The organism is Mycobacterium sp. NGS29 (assembly GCF_059812965.1).
Window position 1 is genome coordinate 61,818 of the sequence record NZ_JCALDR010000012.1, and the last position, 14,419, is coordinate 76,236.

Sequence of the window (14,419 nt, forward strand, 5' to 3'; positions counted from 1 at the left end):
CTACCCGATCCGGCCGGCAAGCACCCGGTCCGGCCGTGGCTCGCCCAGCTTCCTACGGAAAGCACCCCACGGATCCGCGTAGCGGCCGGGCGCGTCCCGGTAGGCTGCGCGGCGCTTGAGCACCAGTCGCGCCAGCGGCGCCACCAACTGCATCGGGTACCGCCGCCACCCTGCGGCAGCACGCATCTCGGCCAGGATGTCCGGCCAACTGTGCTGCTGAAAAGCCAGCACCTGCTGGGCATGCGTGGTGTCCATCCAGTCCGTGACAAACCAGTCCTCGTCGCTCGCGGGATCACCAGGCCGGCCGCCGGGCAGCACATCCTTCAGACCGCGGGTGGCCGCCAGCGCAGCGCCGACCTCGCCTTGGCGCAACCGGTGCGTTTCGTCGCCGGCGACCAGCAGAATCTGACCGACCACGTCCTCCCGCGCAGCGATGGTCGCCGCGGCGAACGCAGCCGCTACGTCACGGACATCCACGCTGTGCATCCGCCCGTCGGTCGGCAGCGCGCTCTCGAAGAACAGCGCATCGAAGGTGAAGGGCATCGCACCCGGGTCTGCGCTCATGACGCCGCCGAGGCGCAGGATCACCCAGTCCAGGCTGGACAGCCGAACGTGCTGCTCCGCCTCGGCTTTGTGGGCTCCGTACAGATCCGACGGCGCGACCGGGCTGTCGGCACTGAGCAACTCGGTATGCCGGTGCGGGTTGCGGGCACCGTGCACGGCGTTGCTCGATGCCTGCACGAACCGCGGTGGTCGGGCGCACGCTTCGGCGGCCCGCAACAATGCCATCGTGGCGTCGACGTTGACCCGGCGCGCCAGGTCCGGGATGCCGTAGATCACCGGCGGGATCACCGCGGCCAGGTGGATGATCACGGTCGGTTCGACCTGTGCGACCAGCATGGCGACGGCGTCCGGATCGGTCAGGTCTGCCCAGCGCGCTGCCACGCCGGCCGGCAGTTGTGCGGCCGCCCTGCGGTGCGGCTTCGTGCCGAGGTCGGTGGCGACTACCTGATGCCCGTCGGCGGCCAGCCGCCGCACGGTCTGCGCACCGACCAACCCGAATCCACCTGTAACCAGAACTTTTTCGGACATTCTCGCTCCCTGCACTTGCGATGTGTGCGGTATGCCACAACCGCACGATAATGACATTCTCTTAAAATGAGAGTAGCATATCCTCTACGGATGTAGAGAGCGCTCACTTCAGGAATCCCCAGCGCAGGCGGGGTCCTAAACGCAATCGGAGAAGCCATGACGGGTGATGTCAGTAACAGCAGCGACGACCGCGAGATCGCCAAGTGGGACCCCGCGTTCACCAAACAGGTCATCGACACCGTCGCACCCGTCATCAAGCGGTGGCATCGCGCCGAAGTGCGCCACATGGACAACGTGCCCGCGGTCGGCGGCGCGCTGGTGGTGTCCAACCACTCGGGGGGCATGTTCACCCCGGATGTGTTCATCTTCTCGCCGCAGTATTACGACACCTTCGGTTACGACCGGCCGGTCTACACCCTGGGGCACAACGCGCTGTTCATGGGGCCGATGGACGGCTGGTTGCGGCGCCTCGGCGTCATCGAGGCGAGCCGGGAGAACGCCGCGGCCGCCCTGCACTCCGGCGCGGTAGTGTTGGTCTTCCCCGGCGGTGACTACGACTCCTACCGGCCCACCTTCGAGGCCAACTCTGTGGACTTCAACGGGCGCACCGGCTACGTCCGAACCGCCGTCGAAGCCGGGGTTCCGATCGTGCCGACGGTGTCGATCGGCGCGCAGGAAACACAGTTGTTCCTCACCCGCGGCAACTGGCTGGCCCGCCGACTCGGCCTCAATAAGCTGCGGTCGGATATTTTGCCGGTCAGCTTCGGCTTTCCCTTCGGCTTCAGCGTCTTCTTCCCGCCCAACCTGCCGATGCCGGCCAAGGTCGTCACCGAGGTGCTCGAACCCATCGACGTCGTCGCCCAGTTCGGTGCGGATCCCGACGTGGCCGAGGTCGACGCCCATGTCCGCGCGGTGATGCAGACCGCGCTCGACCGCCTGGCCGGCGAGCGCCGACTGCCCATCGTCGGCTGAGAACGGGGTGTCAGATGAAACGACTCAACGGGATGGACGCGATGCTGCTCTACAGCGAGACGCCCAACCTGCACACCCACACCCTGAAGGTCACCGTCGTCGACGCATCGACATTCGATGGCGAGTTCGGCTTCGAGGTATTCCGCAAGCACCTGCAAGCCAGATTGCACCTGCTGGAGCCGTTGCGATACCGCTTGGTCGAGATTCCCTGGCGTTTGAATCACCCGGTGTGGCAGCAGAATTGCGCGGTCGACCTGGACTACCACCTACGGCGCGTGCAGGTTCCGGCGCCGGGCGGGCGCCGCGAACTGGATCAGCTGATCGGCGAGATCGCCTCCACACCGCTGGACCGCAGTCGCCCGCTGTGGGAGTTTTATTTCGCCGAGGGCCTGGCCGGGGGCCGTTTCGCGGTGATCGGCAAGGTGCACCACTCGCTGGCCGACGGTGTCGCATCGGCGAACCTGTTGGCCCGGGCCATGGATCTCGTCGACATGACCGTCGCGCCGATTCAGAACGACAGCGCCACAGCGACTTCCGCGGACCTGCTGCGTGCGGCCGCACGTGACCACGTGCGGCAACTGGCCGCGCTGCCCGGATTGATCCGGGACGCCGTCTCGGGCACGGTCCGGATGCGTCGTCGCGCACGGGAACGCGGCAGCCACCCCGATCTGGCCGACACGTTCGACGCTCCACCGACCTTCCTCAACCACGTGGTGTCACCACAGCGCCGCTTCGCCAGCGCCGCACTGCCTTTGGCTGACGTGAAAGCGACCGCCGCCGAACTGGGCGTCAAGATGAACGACCTGATCCTGGCCATGGCCGCCGGAGGTCTGCGGACCCTGCTGCTCGACTACGACGGCATCGCGGACCGCCCGATCATCGCGTCGGTCCCCACTGCCACCGACAAGTCCGACCGGATCAGTGGCAACGAGATCAGCGGCCTGTCGGTGTCGCTGCCGGTGCACGTCGCCGATCCACTCGAGCGGGTGCGGCTGGTAGCACGGGCGTCCAGGTACGCCAAGGAGGACCACGAGATACTCGGCTCCCGGCTCTGCGGCCGGCTGATGAACTACCTGCCGGCCGCGATCGCCCCGGCGATGTTCCGCTGGCTGGGTCGACGCGAGGGCCACAACAAGATCATGAATGTTGCTGTCTCCAGCGTCATGGGACCGCGACAGCGGGGTCACTTCGGCGGTGCGCCGGTCAGCGAGATCTACTCCACGGGCGTGCTGTCGCCGGGTGCTCCGGTCAACATCACCGTGTGGAGCTACGCGGACCAACTGGGAATCGCGGTGCTGACCGACGACCAGACCTTCGCCGACGTGCATGACGCGACTGCTGCGATCACCGCTGAATTCGACGAATTGCGCCGTGCCGCAGCACCTTACGCGGTCTTGTCGGCCTGATATCAGGCGGCCAGCACCGAATCCAGCGCTGAATAGAACAATCCGAGGCCATCGTCGGAGGGGCCGGTGAGCGCTTCGATGGCATGTTCGGGATGCGGCATCAACCCGACCACGCGGCCGTTGGCCGAACTGATGCCGGCGATGTCGTTGAGCGAGCCGTTGAGGTTGTCGCGGTAGCGGAACACCACCCGCCCGTCGCCCTCGAGTTCTTCGATGGTTTCCCGCGGTGCCACGTATCGGCCCTCGCCGGACTTCAGCGGAATCAGCAGGTCCGCGTCGCTCTCGAAACGCGACGTCCAGGCCGTCGACGTCGACGCCACCCGCAACCACACGTCGCGACAGATGAAGTGCAGGCCGGCGTTTCGGGTCAACGCACCCGGCAGCAGACCAGCCTCGCAGAGCACCTGGAAGCCGTTGCAGATGCCCAGCACCGGCATGCCGCGACCGGCCGCCGCCACCACTTCGCCCATCACCGGGGCGAACCTGGCGATCGCACCCGCCCGCAGGTAGTCGCCGTAGGAGAAGCCGCCGGGCACCACCACGGCATCGACCGCCTTGAGGTCGACGTCGGCGTGCCAGAGGCTGATCGCCTCCGCGCCGACCTTCCGTGCCGCCCGCGCGGCATCCACGTCGTCGAGGGTGCCGGGAAAGGTGATCACTCCGATCCGGGCCGTCACTGCGGCTCCCGACTTATCGTCCACTCCTCGATCACGGTGTTGGCCAGCAGTGACTCCGCGATGTCGGCGAGTACCGAGTCGTCGACAGTGTCGTCGACCTCCAACTCGAACCGCTTGCCCTGACGCACATCTGAGATCCCCGGATGACCCAGCCTGCCCAGGGCACCGACAATGGCCTGGCCCTGCGGGTCGAGAATCTCCGCTTTGGGCATCACATGCACGACCACCCGGGCCACCGCGCTCCTCCTCAGCTCAGATCGCTCCGCCCGCGACTCTACCGGCGATGGACCAGGTGTGATCACCCGACCAAAATCAGCCCGTGGCCGCCCAGGTCGCTGATCCGGTGCTGCACCGAACCGTGCGGGTCGAGCGCGGCATCGGACAGCGCCGTCCAGGCGTTGAGCACCAGCGGGGTCCCGGCCCGGGCGGATCGGGCGCGGGCGGCCCGGGCCGCCTGGAAGAACTCACCGATGCGGGGATGGTCCAGACGCACATTGACGGCGTCGCAGCGGTCACCGCCGATCTCGGCCAGGGCGACGCTGTTGACGCCGAGCAACACCGGTGGCCTGGGCACCGGCAACGGAAAGCCGGCCCACGCAGCCGCCCTGGCGGGGTCCCACTGGCTGTCGCACAGGTCGAGCACGTCGACCAGGTGCCGGTGCCGCGCCCGCAGGGAGTCGGCCAGGGTGATATCGACCAGCCGCTGCTCGCGTGACCACGGACTGTCCGGTGCGCCGCCGGCGCCGAGACCGAACACGAACCGCCCGCCGCTGATCTCCTGCGCCGAGGCGGCGGCCGCGACCGTCACCCCGGCCGGCCGATTGGCCGCGTTCACCACCAGGGTGCCGATCCGGATCGTGGAGGTGGCTGCGGCCAGCGCCCCGACCAGGGTGAAGCACTCCAGCATTCGGCTGCCGGACAACATCGCACCGGAGAGGTGGTCGAACACGTACGCGGTACCGAAGCCCTCCGCCTCTGCGCGCAGCACCTTCTCCCGTAGCTCCGGCCACGGATGCAGAGCCGCGCTGTAGAGGACATCGAGGGTGACCATCCGCCGAACCTACCGCAAATACGCAGTGCCAGAGCGAATTTCGTCCGTCACGGGCACGAGCCGAGGTACGCATCGCACAGCGGAGCGGTGAGGGCGTCCAGGACCCCGGCGTCGGAGATCACCGGCCAGGGCACCTGGTCAAACCCCGACGACCACAGCGTCAGTTCGCTGACCGTGCTGCTCGCCACGTGTGCGACCAGGTAGGTGTGCACGATGACCGGTCCGCTGATGACGGCGGCCATCCGGGTCGGTTCCTCGTCGGTGACCGACGGCGACTGCGCGGGCGCACCGAGCTGACAGGCGCGCAGTGCTGCGAGCGCAGTGCTGAACACCGCTGCGGCGTTCGCGCCCCCGCGCGCGGTGTCGCCGCGCCAGTGCAGGATCAGCGCCTGCAGCTGCCAGTGGTCCCGGGTGACCAACGCGCGGGCCGCCACGGCGGATTTGCGGGGGTCCTGCGGCAGGGCCGCGGTGCCACAGACCTGCTCGAACCGGAACTGGGGCGTGGCAGGCCCGCCGGTCAGGGGCACCGCCACCGCCGCCAACGACGGCCACCGGTACACGCCGTGCAGCGGCACCGATTCGCGTTGGATCCACGCGGTCCCCGGGATCTGATCGCAGATCGGCGGACAGGTTTCCGGTTCGGCGTTCGCCGCCGGCACCGCGACCAGCGCGATCACCAGGCAACCGGCGACCATCATCGTCGCCACCAACATCCTCAACTGCACGGCCCCCATCAGGGCACAATCGTAAGCATGCAACTGACGCATTTCGGGCATTCCTGCCTGCTCGCCGAGTTCGGGGACACCAAGGTGCTTTTCGATCCCGGCACTTTCGCCCACGGTTTCGAGGGGATCACCGGCCTGGCCGCCATCGTGATCACCCACCAGCATCCCGACCACGTCGACGTCACCCGGTTGCCGGCACTGCTGCAGGGCAACCCGGCCGCCACGCTGTATGCCGACCCACAGACCACGGCGCAGCTGGGCGAGCCGTGCCACGCCGTGCACGTGGGGGACGAACTGTCTGTCGAGCAGCTGACCATCAGAGCGGTCGGTGGCCGGCACGCCGTCATCCATCCGGAAATCCCTGTGATAGACAACATTTCGTATCTGGTGGGCGACGGTGACCATCCCGCGAGGTTGATGCATCCGGGTGACGCGTTGTTCGTACCCGACGAGCCGGTGGACGTGCTGGCCACGCCCGCCGCGGCGCCCTGGATGAAGATCTCGGAGGCCGTGGACTATTTGCGGGCCGTGAACCCCGCGCGGGCAGTGCCCATCCATCAGGGCATCGTGGCTCCCGACGCCCGCGGCATCTACTACGGCCGGCTCACCGAGATGACCAGCACCGACTTCCAGGTGCTCCGCGAAGAGGACGGCGTCACCTTCTGAGTTGCGCGGGGGTTCCGGCTAAGTGATGTCCGCGGCGGCGCCGCGGCCGGCGGCCCGTCCGGAGAAGATGCAGCCACCCAGGAAGGTGCCCTCCAGGGACCGGTAGCCGTGCACACCGCCTCCACCGAAGCCGGCGACCTCACCAGCGGCGTACAACCCGGCCACTGCGCTGCCGTCGGACCTCAGCACCCGCGAGTCCAGGTCGGTTTCAATGCCCCCCAACGTCTTTCGGGTGAGGATGTGCAGCTTGACCGCGATCAGCGGTCCGGCCTTGGGATCGACCAGCCGGTGCGGCGCCACCACCCGGCCCAGCCGGTCGCCCAGGTAGGTACGGGCCGCGCGGATCGCGGTGATCTGCCCGTCCTTGGTGAATTTGTTGGTCACCTCGCGATCCCGCGAGGTGACCGCGGCGTGGACCGTCTCGTAGTCCAGCGGTTGCACGTCGGGCAACGCGTTCATGGCGTCCACCAGCTCCGCCAACGAGTCAGCGGTGACGAAATCCACTCCTTGGTCGACGAATGCCTGCACCGGACCGGGCGGCCCGGATCGGGTCCGCGACCGCAACAGTTGGCGGACACTCTGACCGGTCAGGTCGGGGTTCTGCTCCTGACCCGAAAGGGCGAACTCTTTCTCGATGATCTTGGCGTTCAACACAAACCACGTGTAGTCGTAGCCGGTCTGGGCGATGTGCTCCAAGGTGCCCAGCGTGTCGAAGCCGGGATAGAGCGGGACCGGCAACCGATTTCCCGCCCCGTCCAGCCATAACGACGACGGCCCCGGGATGATGCGGATGCCATGCCGCGGCCAGATCGGGTCATAGTTGGTGATGCCCTCGGTGTAATGCCACATCCGATCGGGGTTGATCACCCGCGCGCCGGCCTTCTGCGCGATGCCGATCATCCTGCCGTCGACGTGTGCCGGAACCCCGCTGAGCAACTGCTTGGGCGCCCGGCCCATGCGTCGCGGCCAGTTCTTGCGCACCAGATCGTGATTGCCGCCGATACCGCCACTGGTCACAATCACCGCTGAGGCACGAAATTCGAATTTTCCCACTGCTTTTCGCGATGACGGGAAGCCACGGGCTTCGTCCGACGGTTCCAGCACGGTGCCCCGGACCCCGGTCACCGCGTCACTTTCCACGATCAGCCGGTCGACCTGGTGCCGGTGCGCGAACCGCACATTCGGCCGGTTACGCAGTTGTCGCGCGAAGATCTCGACCAGCGCCGGCCCCGTCCCCCAGGTGATGTGAAACCGCGGAACCGAATTACCGTGCCCCTGCGCGTCATAACCGCCGCGTTCGGCCCAGCCCACCAGCGGGAAGATCTTCAGGCCCCGGGTGCGCAGCCAACTGCGCTTCTCCCCCGCCGCGAAGTCGACATAGGCATGTGCCCACTGTTCTGGCCAGTAGTCCTCGGGACGATCGAACGCAGCCGTCCCCAGCCAGTCCTGCAGGGCCAGTTCAGGACTGTCGCGGATGCCCAGTCGGCGCTGTTCGGGGCTGTTGACGAAGAACAGGCCGCCGAACGACCAGAAGGCCTGCCCGCCGAGGTTGGCGCTGTTCTCCTGGTCGACGATCAATACCCGCAACCCGCGGTCCACCAGTTCGCACGCTGCGACCAGTCCGGCCAGCCCGGCTCCGACGATGATCGCGTCGGCGTTGAACCCGTCGGAACCAGGACTCGCATCGCTCATGTCGATACACGTTAGTGCCACCGGTGTGGGCGGCCCGCATCGAGCTAAGCGGCGTCCAGGACCGCCTTGTCGGCCTGCCAGCGGTACACCATCGGGGTGCACTGCTGCAGCAGAGCCAGGTCGACGGCGTCCAACATGGCCTGCCGCGGACCGGACTTGCGCAGGTGGCGAGCGGCGACGGCGATTCGGACCACCCCGCCGCGCCGGGCGACCCGGTCGGCTGACATCACCACCATCCGGCACCACCACGGCTCGGCCAGATATCCTTCGCCGATACCAAGCACCCGGGCCCGCACCGTGGTGTCCCGAACCAGATCGGTCACTCCGTAGGCGTCGGCGAGAAGTCGAAATCCATTGCGCGGCAACGCTTTGACGACTCCGGGCGAGACCAGCCAGCCGGGTGCGGCAAACAGTCGGGTGCGCAGCCCCAGGTGCTCGAGCACCCGGTCGGCCCCCTTGAGTCGCAGGCTGGCCTCGTGGGCGTGCAGGGTTGCGAACTCGCCGCGCCGCTTCTTGGTCGCCGACTCGTCGTAGCCGTGCAGCACCAGGGCGTCGCCGTGGGCGCGCCGGTCGGTCAGCCAGTCCACGGTGCGGGGGTCGCGGTCCAGTCGGTAGCGGTCACCGAGACGCGGCGCCACCAGGAAGGACACCGGAACAGCGCGGGAATCCATCTGCGCACAGAAGTCAGCCACGTCGGCCAGGGTGTGCTCGCCAATCCCTGAGACCGAGACGATCAGTTTTCCAGACACGCAGGTAGTTTGCCGATGCCAGATGTCGAGACGGTGAAGGACACACTGACGGCAGACGTCTATCGGCCCCGTCGCCGGAGGCAGGCCGTTAGATATGCTCAGCAACGCCATGGATGAGGCATTTTCCCCACCAGTCGACCCCGCGTTGCGAACCGCCGCAGCGGGGCCGGCCCAGGTCGGGGGTTACCCCGACAAACTGGATGCGCCGACCCTGCGAACCGCCGGGGTGTGCATCCTGGCCTCGCTGATGATGGGGCTGGACAGCACCGTCGTCAGCGTCGCGCAACGCACGTTCATCGTCGAGTTCGAGTCGACCCAGGCCGTCGTCGGCTGGACCATGACCGGCTACACCCTCGCGCTGGCCACGGTGATCCCGCTGGCGGGCTGGGCGGCCGACCGGTTCGGCACCAAACGGCTGTGGATGGGGTCGGTGCTGGCGTTCATGGCGGGCTCGATGCTGTGCGCGATCGCCCCCAACATCCTGTTGCTCAATGTCTTTCGTGCGGTACAGGGCATGTGCGGTGGCATGCTCATGCCGCTGGGATTCATGATCCTCACCCGGGTGGCCGGTCCGAAGCGGCTGGGCCGGTTGATGTCGGTGCTCGGGATCCCGATGCTGCTCGGTCCGATCGGCGGCCCCATCTTGGGCGGCTGGCTGATCGGTGACTTCAGCTGGCCGTGGATCTTCCTGATCAACCTGCCGATCGGGTTGTGCGCGTTCGTCCTTGCGGCGCTGGTGTTTCCGCGGGATCAGCCGGCACCGTCTGAGACATTCGACACGGTCGGCGCCCTGCTGCTGTCCCCGGGATTGGCGAGCTTTCTCTTCGGGGTGTCCGCCATTCCCGGCCACGGCACCGTGGTTGATCGCCAGGTGTTGATACCGGCAGTGGCCGGCTTGGTGCTGATCGGGGCGTTCCTGCTGCACGCCTGGTTCCGCGCCGAGCATCCGCTGGTGGACCTGCGGCTGTTCAAGAACCCCGTGGTGACCAATGCCAATGTGACGGCATTCCTGTTCGCCATCGCGTTCTTCGGTTCGGTGTTGCTGCTCCCGAGCTATCTGCAGCAGGTGCTGCACCAGACGCCGATGCAATCCGGATTGCACCTGATCCCCCAGGGCATCGGGGCGATGCTCACCATGCCGTGGGCCGGGGTGTTCATGGACCGCAAGGGTCCCGGCAAGATGGTGCTGGTCGGCATCACGCTGATTGCGGTGGGGCTGGGTATCTTCACCTTCGGTGTCGCCCGCCAGGCCGGCTACCTGCCGCTGCTGGCGGTGGGTTTGACCATCATGGGCATGGGCACCGGCTGCACGATGATGCCGCTGTCGGGGGCGTCAGTGCAGGCCCTGGCCCCGCATCAGATCGCCCGCGGTTCCACGTTGATCAGCGTCAATCTGCAGGTGGGCGGCTCGATCGGGACGGCACTGATGTCGATGGTGCTCACCAGCCAGTTCAACCGCAGTGAAAACATCGCCGCGGCAAACGAACTCGGTCGGCTACAGGAGGAGGCGGTGCGACGCCACGCTGCGTTGGACCCGGCAGCGGTACCGCCGCGGACCCTCGACCCGAATTTCGGCACGAACCTCGTGCACGACCTTTCGCACTGTTACACAGTGGTATGGGTGATCGCGACCGCGTTGGTGCTGATCACGCTCATCCCGGCTAAGTTTCTGCCCAAGACGCCGGCTGGTTAGCGGCGGTCGTCAGCAGCCACGCATACTGGAACGCGGTTTCCTTCCACCGCTCGTAGCGGCCGCTGATACCGCCGTGGCCGGCCTTCATCTGGGTTTTCAACAGGATGGGGTTTCCGTCTGGATTGCTGTGTCGCAGCGCCGCCACCCACTTGGCCGGTTCCACGTAGTACACCCGGGTGTCGTTCAGCGAGGTCATCGCCAGGATCGCCGGGTAAGGCCGGCCGGCGACGTTCTCGTACGGCGAGTACGACTTCATGTACGCGTAGACATCGCTGTCCTGCAGGGGGTTTCCCCACTCGTCCCACTCGGTGACGGTCAGCGGCAGTGAAGGATCCAGAATGGTGGTCAGTGGGTCGACGAACGGCACCTGGGCAAGGATTCCGGCGAACAGTTCCGGCGCCATATTGGCTACCGCCCCCATCAGCAGACCACCCGCACTGCCGCCGAGTGCCACCAACTGCTGCGGGCGGGTCAGGCCGGATTCCACCAGATGCTGTGCCGCCGCGATGAAGTCGGTGAAGGTGTTCTTCTTCTGCAGCAACTTGCCGTGTTCGTACCACAGCCGGCCCATCTCGCCACCGCCGCGCACGTGGGCGACGACGAAGACCATCCCGCGGTCCAGCAGCGACAACCGGGCGATGGAGAACCGCGGGTCCTCACACATCTCGTAGGCCCCGTAGCCGTAGATCAGTGCCGGAGCGGGGAATTCGATGTCGGCTCGGTGCACGATGGAGACCGGGACCCGGGTCCCGTCCTCGGCGATGGCCCAGTCGCGTCGCTCCACGTAGTCGGCCCGACGGTAGCCGCCCAGCACCGGTTGTTCTCGGAGCAGGGTCCGCTCGCCGGTGCGCAGGTCCATGTCGTAGATCCGCACCGGTGTCACGAACGACCCGGCGCCCACCCGCAGCTTGGGTGAAGCCCAGTTCGGGTTGGCGCCCAACCCCGACGCCATCAGTTCGGAGTCAAAGGTGATTTCTCCGGGATCACCATAGCCGCCGTCAGTGGCGAACGGCCACAATTGAATTCGGGGCAATGCTGCCCGTCGGTAGCTGACCACCAGGTGACCGGCGAAGGCGTCCACACCGTCCAGGCGGACGTCGTCACGGTGCGGGATCAGAGTGCGTTGCCGGGACGGATCGTCGACCGGGGCTTCCACCAGCGTGAAATTGACCGCGCCGTCGTTGTGCAGGATCAGGAACCGCTGCTCGTCACCGACCACGGCGTGCTCCACCGAGTATTCGACCCCTTCGCGGCGGGACAACACGACAGTGAACTGCGCTTCGGGGTCGGCCGCGTCGGCGTAGCGGTACTCGGACGTGACCGATGAACCTGCCGCGATCATCATGTAGGCGTCACTGCGGGTGCGTCCGACCCCCAGCCAGAACCGTTCGTCGGGTTCGTGATAGACCTGCTCGGCGGGCTGCCCCGCGCCGAGTCGGTAGCGCCACACGGTATCCGGCCGCCAGGCGTCGTCCACGGTGACGTAGTAGACGGTGCGGTTGTCGGCGGCCCAGCTCGCGCCGGCGCCGATCCCGGCGATCTCATCGGGATACAGCTCGCCGGTATTCAAGTTCTTGAACCGCAACGTATAACGTTCGTCACCGACGGTGTCGACGGAGTAAGCCAGCAGGTTCGCGTCGAGGCTGACACTGGCAGCGCCGAGCGCGAAGAAGTCGTGACCGTCGGCCGCCTCGTTCTCGTCGAGCAGCACCTGCTCACCGGGAATCTCGGTGTGTTCGTCGAACCGGGGCGGGTTCCAGTCATCGGGATCGCTTGCCGGGCAACGGCAGTGGACACCGTACTGCTTGCCCTCGAAGGTGCGGGCGTAATACCACCAGGCGCCGCGGCGGGTGGGCACCGACAGGTCGGTTTCCTTGGTCCGCGCCTTGATTTCGTCGAATATCTGGTGCCGCAATGTGTCCAAGTCAGACGTCTGTTGGTCGACGTACGCGTTCTCCGCCTCCAGATAGGCGATGACCTCGGGACTGTCCTTGTCCCGCAACCACTCGTAGGGATCGAGGAAGACGTCGCCATGGTGCTCGCGTCGGGTCTCCACCCGTTTGGCCACGGGTGGTGCCAACCGTTCGGTCATGCGCCGGGACCGATCCAGTCGTCGAAGCTCTTACCCGAAATCCGTTCGTATGCCTCGATGTACCGGTTTCGGGTGGCGACAATGATGTCGTCCGGCAGGGGTGGCGGCGGCTCAGTGCCGTGCCGGTCCCATCCGGACTCGGCGCTGGTGAGCCAGTTGCGGACGAACTGCTTGTCGAACGCGGTCTGCACCACCCCGGGCCGGTAGTCCGCGGCCGGCCAGTACCGTGACGAATCCGGGGTGAAGATCTCGTCGGCCAGCAACAGGTTTCCGTGCGCGTCGGTGCCGAACTCGAACTTGGTGTCCGCGATGATGATTCCTCTGTTCAGGGCGTGATCGGCGGCCTGCACGTAGATCTGCAGGGTGCGATCGCGCAGTTGGTTGGCGCGTACCCCGCCGACCAGTTCGATGACCCGGTCGAATGCGATGTTCTCGTCGTGATCGCCCAGTGCGGCCTTGGTCGCCGGGGTGAACAGCGGCGTGCTGAACTTGCTGGCCTCCACCAGCCCGGGCGGCAACGGGATGCCGCACACCTTTCCGGTGGCCTGATAGTCGACAAGCCCCGACCCGGTCAGGTAACCGCGGGCCACGCATTCCACCGGAAGCATCTCCAGCCGTCGCACCACCAAGGCCCGGCCGAGCACCTCGTCGGGGATGCGCGGATCGTCTGGTGGCCCGGCGAGGTGGTTGGGGGCGCTCACCAGGCCGAAGAAGAACACGCTCATCGCGGTCAGGATGCGGCCTTTGTCCGGGATGGTGCTGTCCAGGATGAAGTCGTACGCCGAGATCCGGTCGCTGGCGACCAGGAGCAGATGGTCGTCGTCGACGCGGTAGATCTCCCGGACTTTGCCGCTGGCCAGATGCTGGTAATCGGACAATGCGGGTCGCATCGGGTCAGCCTATCGGGCAGGCTGGGCCGGGCAGACCCGCAGGAGACCCGGCAAGACGATGTCATTCTGCTGCGAGCTGTGCTGGTATCGGTGTCATGACGCGGTACTTGCCTTACTCGACCCGGCCCTTCCGTCTTTTCGGCCAACTGATGAGCGACATCACCATCTCGTTGTGGACGGTGATCTGGGTCTTCGTCGGTTTCGCCGTCCACGAGGCGATTGCCACGATCGCCGAAGCCGGGCGGCAGGTCGAAGTCGGCTCGAAGGGAGTGGCGGGCAACCTGGCGTCGGCCGGGCACAGCGCGCACAACATTCCCCTGCTGGGCGACGCGCTCGGCCAGCCCCTGAACGCGGCCAGCCAGGCGGCGATGGACATCGCCGGAGCCGGGCACGAACTGGACACCACCGCCAGTTGGCTGGCGTGGGTGCTGGCGCTGGCGGTCGCGTTGCCACCGATCCTGGCGGTGACGATGCCGTGGCTGTACCTGCGGATCCGGTTCTTCCGGCGCAAGTGGGTCGTGACCGCGCTGGCCGCCACCGCAGCCGGCCAGCAGCTGTTGGCGCTGCGCGCACTGGCCAACCGCTCACCGGCCAAGCTCGCCGCCGTCAGCGCGGATCCGGTCGGGGGGTGGCGCTACGAGGATCCCGTCGTGATCCGGGGGCTGGCCGTGCTGGAACTGCGCGCGGCGGGGGTCAGGCTCCGGATGGAATAGG

Annotated in this window: 14 protein-coding genes; 5 read left to right on the forward strand and 9 right to left on the reverse strand. The window is 67.0% G+C overall.

All coding sequences use genetic code 11. The annotated features are described in order from the left end of the window. On the reverse strand, positions 1–1,092 hold the full coding sequence (locus AC5Y5Z_RS17125; RefSeq protein ID WP_499926482.1) for an NAD-dependent epimerase/dehydratase family protein: 1,092 nt from the start codon (positions 1,090–1,092) through the stop codon (positions 1–3). A gap of 156 nt (positions 1,093–1,248) precedes the next feature. Between AC5Y5Z_RS17125 and AC5Y5Z_RS17130 the strand changes: the two genes are divergently transcribed. Continuing rightward, positions 1,249–2,064 carry a lysophospholipid acyltransferase family protein gene (locus AC5Y5Z_RS17130; protein ID WP_463828451.1) on the forward strand — a complete coding sequence of 272 codons (816 nt, stop codon included), beginning with the start codon at positions 1,249–1,251 and terminating at the stop codon, positions 2,062–2,064. A gap of 14 nt (positions 2,065–2,078) precedes the next feature. Next, positions 2,079–3,470, forward strand: a complete 1,392-nt coding sequence (locus AC5Y5Z_RS17135; RefSeq protein WP_499926485.1) for a WS/DGAT/MGAT family O-acyltransferase — start codon at positions 2,079–2,081, stop codon at positions 3,468–3,470. Positions 3,471–3,472: 2 nt separating this feature from the next. Here the strand turns inward: AC5Y5Z_RS17135 and purQ are convergent, their stop codons facing one another. The 4 genes from purQ to AC5Y5Z_RS17155 form a co-directional block, all read right to left on the reverse strand. Beyond that, positions 3,473–4,147, reverse strand: a complete 675-nt coding sequence (gene purQ, locus AC5Y5Z_RS17140; protein WP_463828449.1) for a phosphoribosylformylglycinamidine synthase subunit PurQ — start codon at positions 4,145–4,147, stop codon at positions 3,473–3,475. Further along, positions 4,144–4,383, reverse strand: a complete 240-nt coding sequence (gene purS / locus AC5Y5Z_RS17145) for a phosphoribosylformylglycinamidine synthase subunit PurS (protein ID WP_499926487.1) — start codon at positions 4,381–4,383, stop codon at positions 4,144–4,146. The genes purQ and purS overlap by 4 nt, the downstream gene beginning before the upstream one ends. A 62-nt stretch (positions 4,384–4,445) precedes the next feature. Then, on the reverse strand, positions 4,446–5,198 hold the full coding sequence (locus AC5Y5Z_RS17150) for an LLM class flavin-dependent oxidoreductase (RefSeq protein ID WP_499926489.1): 753 nt from the start codon (positions 5,196–5,198) through the stop codon (positions 4,446–4,448). Positions 5,199–5,245: 47 nt separating this feature from the next. Beyond that, positions 5,246–5,974, reverse strand: a complete 729-nt coding sequence (locus AC5Y5Z_RS17155) for an ATPase (RefSeq protein ID WP_499926491.1) — start codon at positions 5,972–5,974, stop codon at positions 5,246–5,248. Between AC5Y5Z_RS17155 and AC5Y5Z_RS17160 the strand changes: the two genes are divergently transcribed. Then, positions 5,951–6,589, forward strand: coding sequence for an MBL fold metallo-hydrolase (locus AC5Y5Z_RS17160; RefSeq protein WP_463828445.1), 639 nt, complete (start codon positions 5,951–5,953; stop codon positions 6,587–6,589). The two genes, AC5Y5Z_RS17155 and AC5Y5Z_RS17160, sit on opposite strands and share 24 nt — an antisense overlap. An 18-nt stretch (positions 6,590–6,607) precedes the next feature. Here AC5Y5Z_RS17160 and AC5Y5Z_RS17165 read toward each other — a convergent pair whose 3' ends face one another. After that, the gene (locus AC5Y5Z_RS17165; protein WP_499926493.1) at positions 6,608–8,302 is read right to left on the reverse strand and encodes an FAD-binding dehydrogenase; all 1,695 of its coding nucleotides are present in this window, start codon (positions 8,300–8,302) and stop codon (positions 6,608–6,610) included. 23 nt (positions 8,303–8,325) lie between these two features. Continuing rightward, the gene (locus AC5Y5Z_RS17170; protein ID WP_463828443.1) at positions 8,326–9,030 is read right to left on the reverse strand and encodes a DUF2334 domain-containing protein; all 705 of its coding nucleotides are present in this window, start codon (positions 9,028–9,030) and stop codon (positions 8,326–8,328) included. 94 nt (positions 9,031–9,124) lie between these two features. Here AC5Y5Z_RS17170 and AC5Y5Z_RS17175 point away from each other — a divergent pair, with 94 nt between their 5' ends. Beyond that, positions 9,125–10,723 carry a DHA2 family efflux MFS transporter permease subunit gene (locus AC5Y5Z_RS17175; protein WP_463828442.1) on the forward strand — a complete coding sequence of 533 codons (1,599 nt, stop codon included), beginning with the start codon at positions 9,125–9,127 and terminating at the stop codon, positions 10,721–10,723. Here AC5Y5Z_RS17175 and AC5Y5Z_RS17180 read toward each other — a convergent pair. Both AC5Y5Z_RS17180 and AC5Y5Z_RS17185 read right to left on the reverse strand, forming a co-directional pair. Next, positions 10,692–12,815, reverse strand: coding sequence for a S9 family peptidase (locus AC5Y5Z_RS17180; protein WP_499926496.1), 2,124 nt, complete (start codon positions 12,813–12,815; stop codon positions 10,692–10,694). The genes AC5Y5Z_RS17175 and AC5Y5Z_RS17180 overlap by 32 nt on opposite strands. Beyond that, complete coding sequence (locus AC5Y5Z_RS17185; RefSeq protein ID WP_463828440.1) at positions 12,812–13,705, reverse strand: phosphoribosylaminoimidazolesuccinocarboxamide synthase; 894 nt, start codon at positions 13,703–13,705, stop codon at positions 12,812–12,814. Before AC5Y5Z_RS17185 ends, AC5Y5Z_RS17180 begins: the two co-directional genes overlap by 4 nt. Positions 13,706–13,800: 95 nt before the next feature. Here AC5Y5Z_RS17185 and AC5Y5Z_RS17190 point away from each other — a divergent pair, with 95 nt between their 5' ends. Further along, positions 13,801–14,418, forward strand: a complete 618-nt coding sequence (locus tag AC5Y5Z_RS17190) for a hypothetical protein (protein ID WP_463828439.1) — start codon at positions 13,801–13,803, stop codon at positions 14,416–14,418. Position 14,419: the final 1 nt, after the last annotated feature.

Excerpts from the sequence above, each read along its gene's own strand:
- AC5Y5Z_RS17130 (WP_463828451.1), top strand. The coding sequence starts at position 1,249 with ATGACGGGTGATGTCAGTAACAGCAGCGACGACCGCGAGATCGCCAAG.
- AC5Y5Z_RS17190 (WP_463828439.1), top strand. The coding sequence starts at position 13,801 with ATGACGCGGTACTTGCCTTACTCGACCCGGCCCTTCCGTCTTTTCGGC.
- AC5Y5Z_RS17125 (WP_499926482.1), bottom strand. The coding sequence starts at position 1,092 with ATGTCCGAAAAAGTTCTGGTTACAGGTGGATTCGGGTTGGTCGGTGCG.
- AC5Y5Z_RS17155 (WP_499926491.1), bottom strand. The coding sequence starts at position 5,974 with ATGCCCGAAATGCGTCAGTTGCATGCTTACGATTGTGCCCTGATGGGG.
- AC5Y5Z_RS17175 (WP_463828442.1), top strand. The coding sequence starts at position 9,125 with ATGCTCAGCAACGCCATGGATGAGGCATTTTCCCCACCAGTCGACCCC.
- AC5Y5Z_RS17135 (WP_499926485.1), top strand. The coding sequence starts at position 2,079 with ATGAAACGACTCAACGGGATGGACGCGATGCTGCTCTACAGCGAGACG.
- AC5Y5Z_RS17150 (WP_499926489.1), bottom strand. The coding sequence starts at position 5,198 with ATGGTCACCCTCGATGTCCTCTACAGCGCGGCTCTGCATCCGTGGCCG.
- AC5Y5Z_RS17160 (WP_463828445.1), top strand. The coding sequence starts at position 5,951 with ATGCAACTGACGCATTTCGGGCATTCCTGCCTGCTCGCCGAGTTCGGG.
- AC5Y5Z_RS17185 (WP_463828440.1), bottom strand. The coding sequence starts at position 13,705 with ATGCGACCCGCATTGTCCGATTACCAGCATCTGGCCAGCGGCAAAGTC.
- AC5Y5Z_RS17180 (WP_499926496.1), bottom strand. The coding sequence starts at position 12,815 with ATGACCGAACGGTTGGCACCACCCGTGGCCAAACGGGTGGAGACCCGA.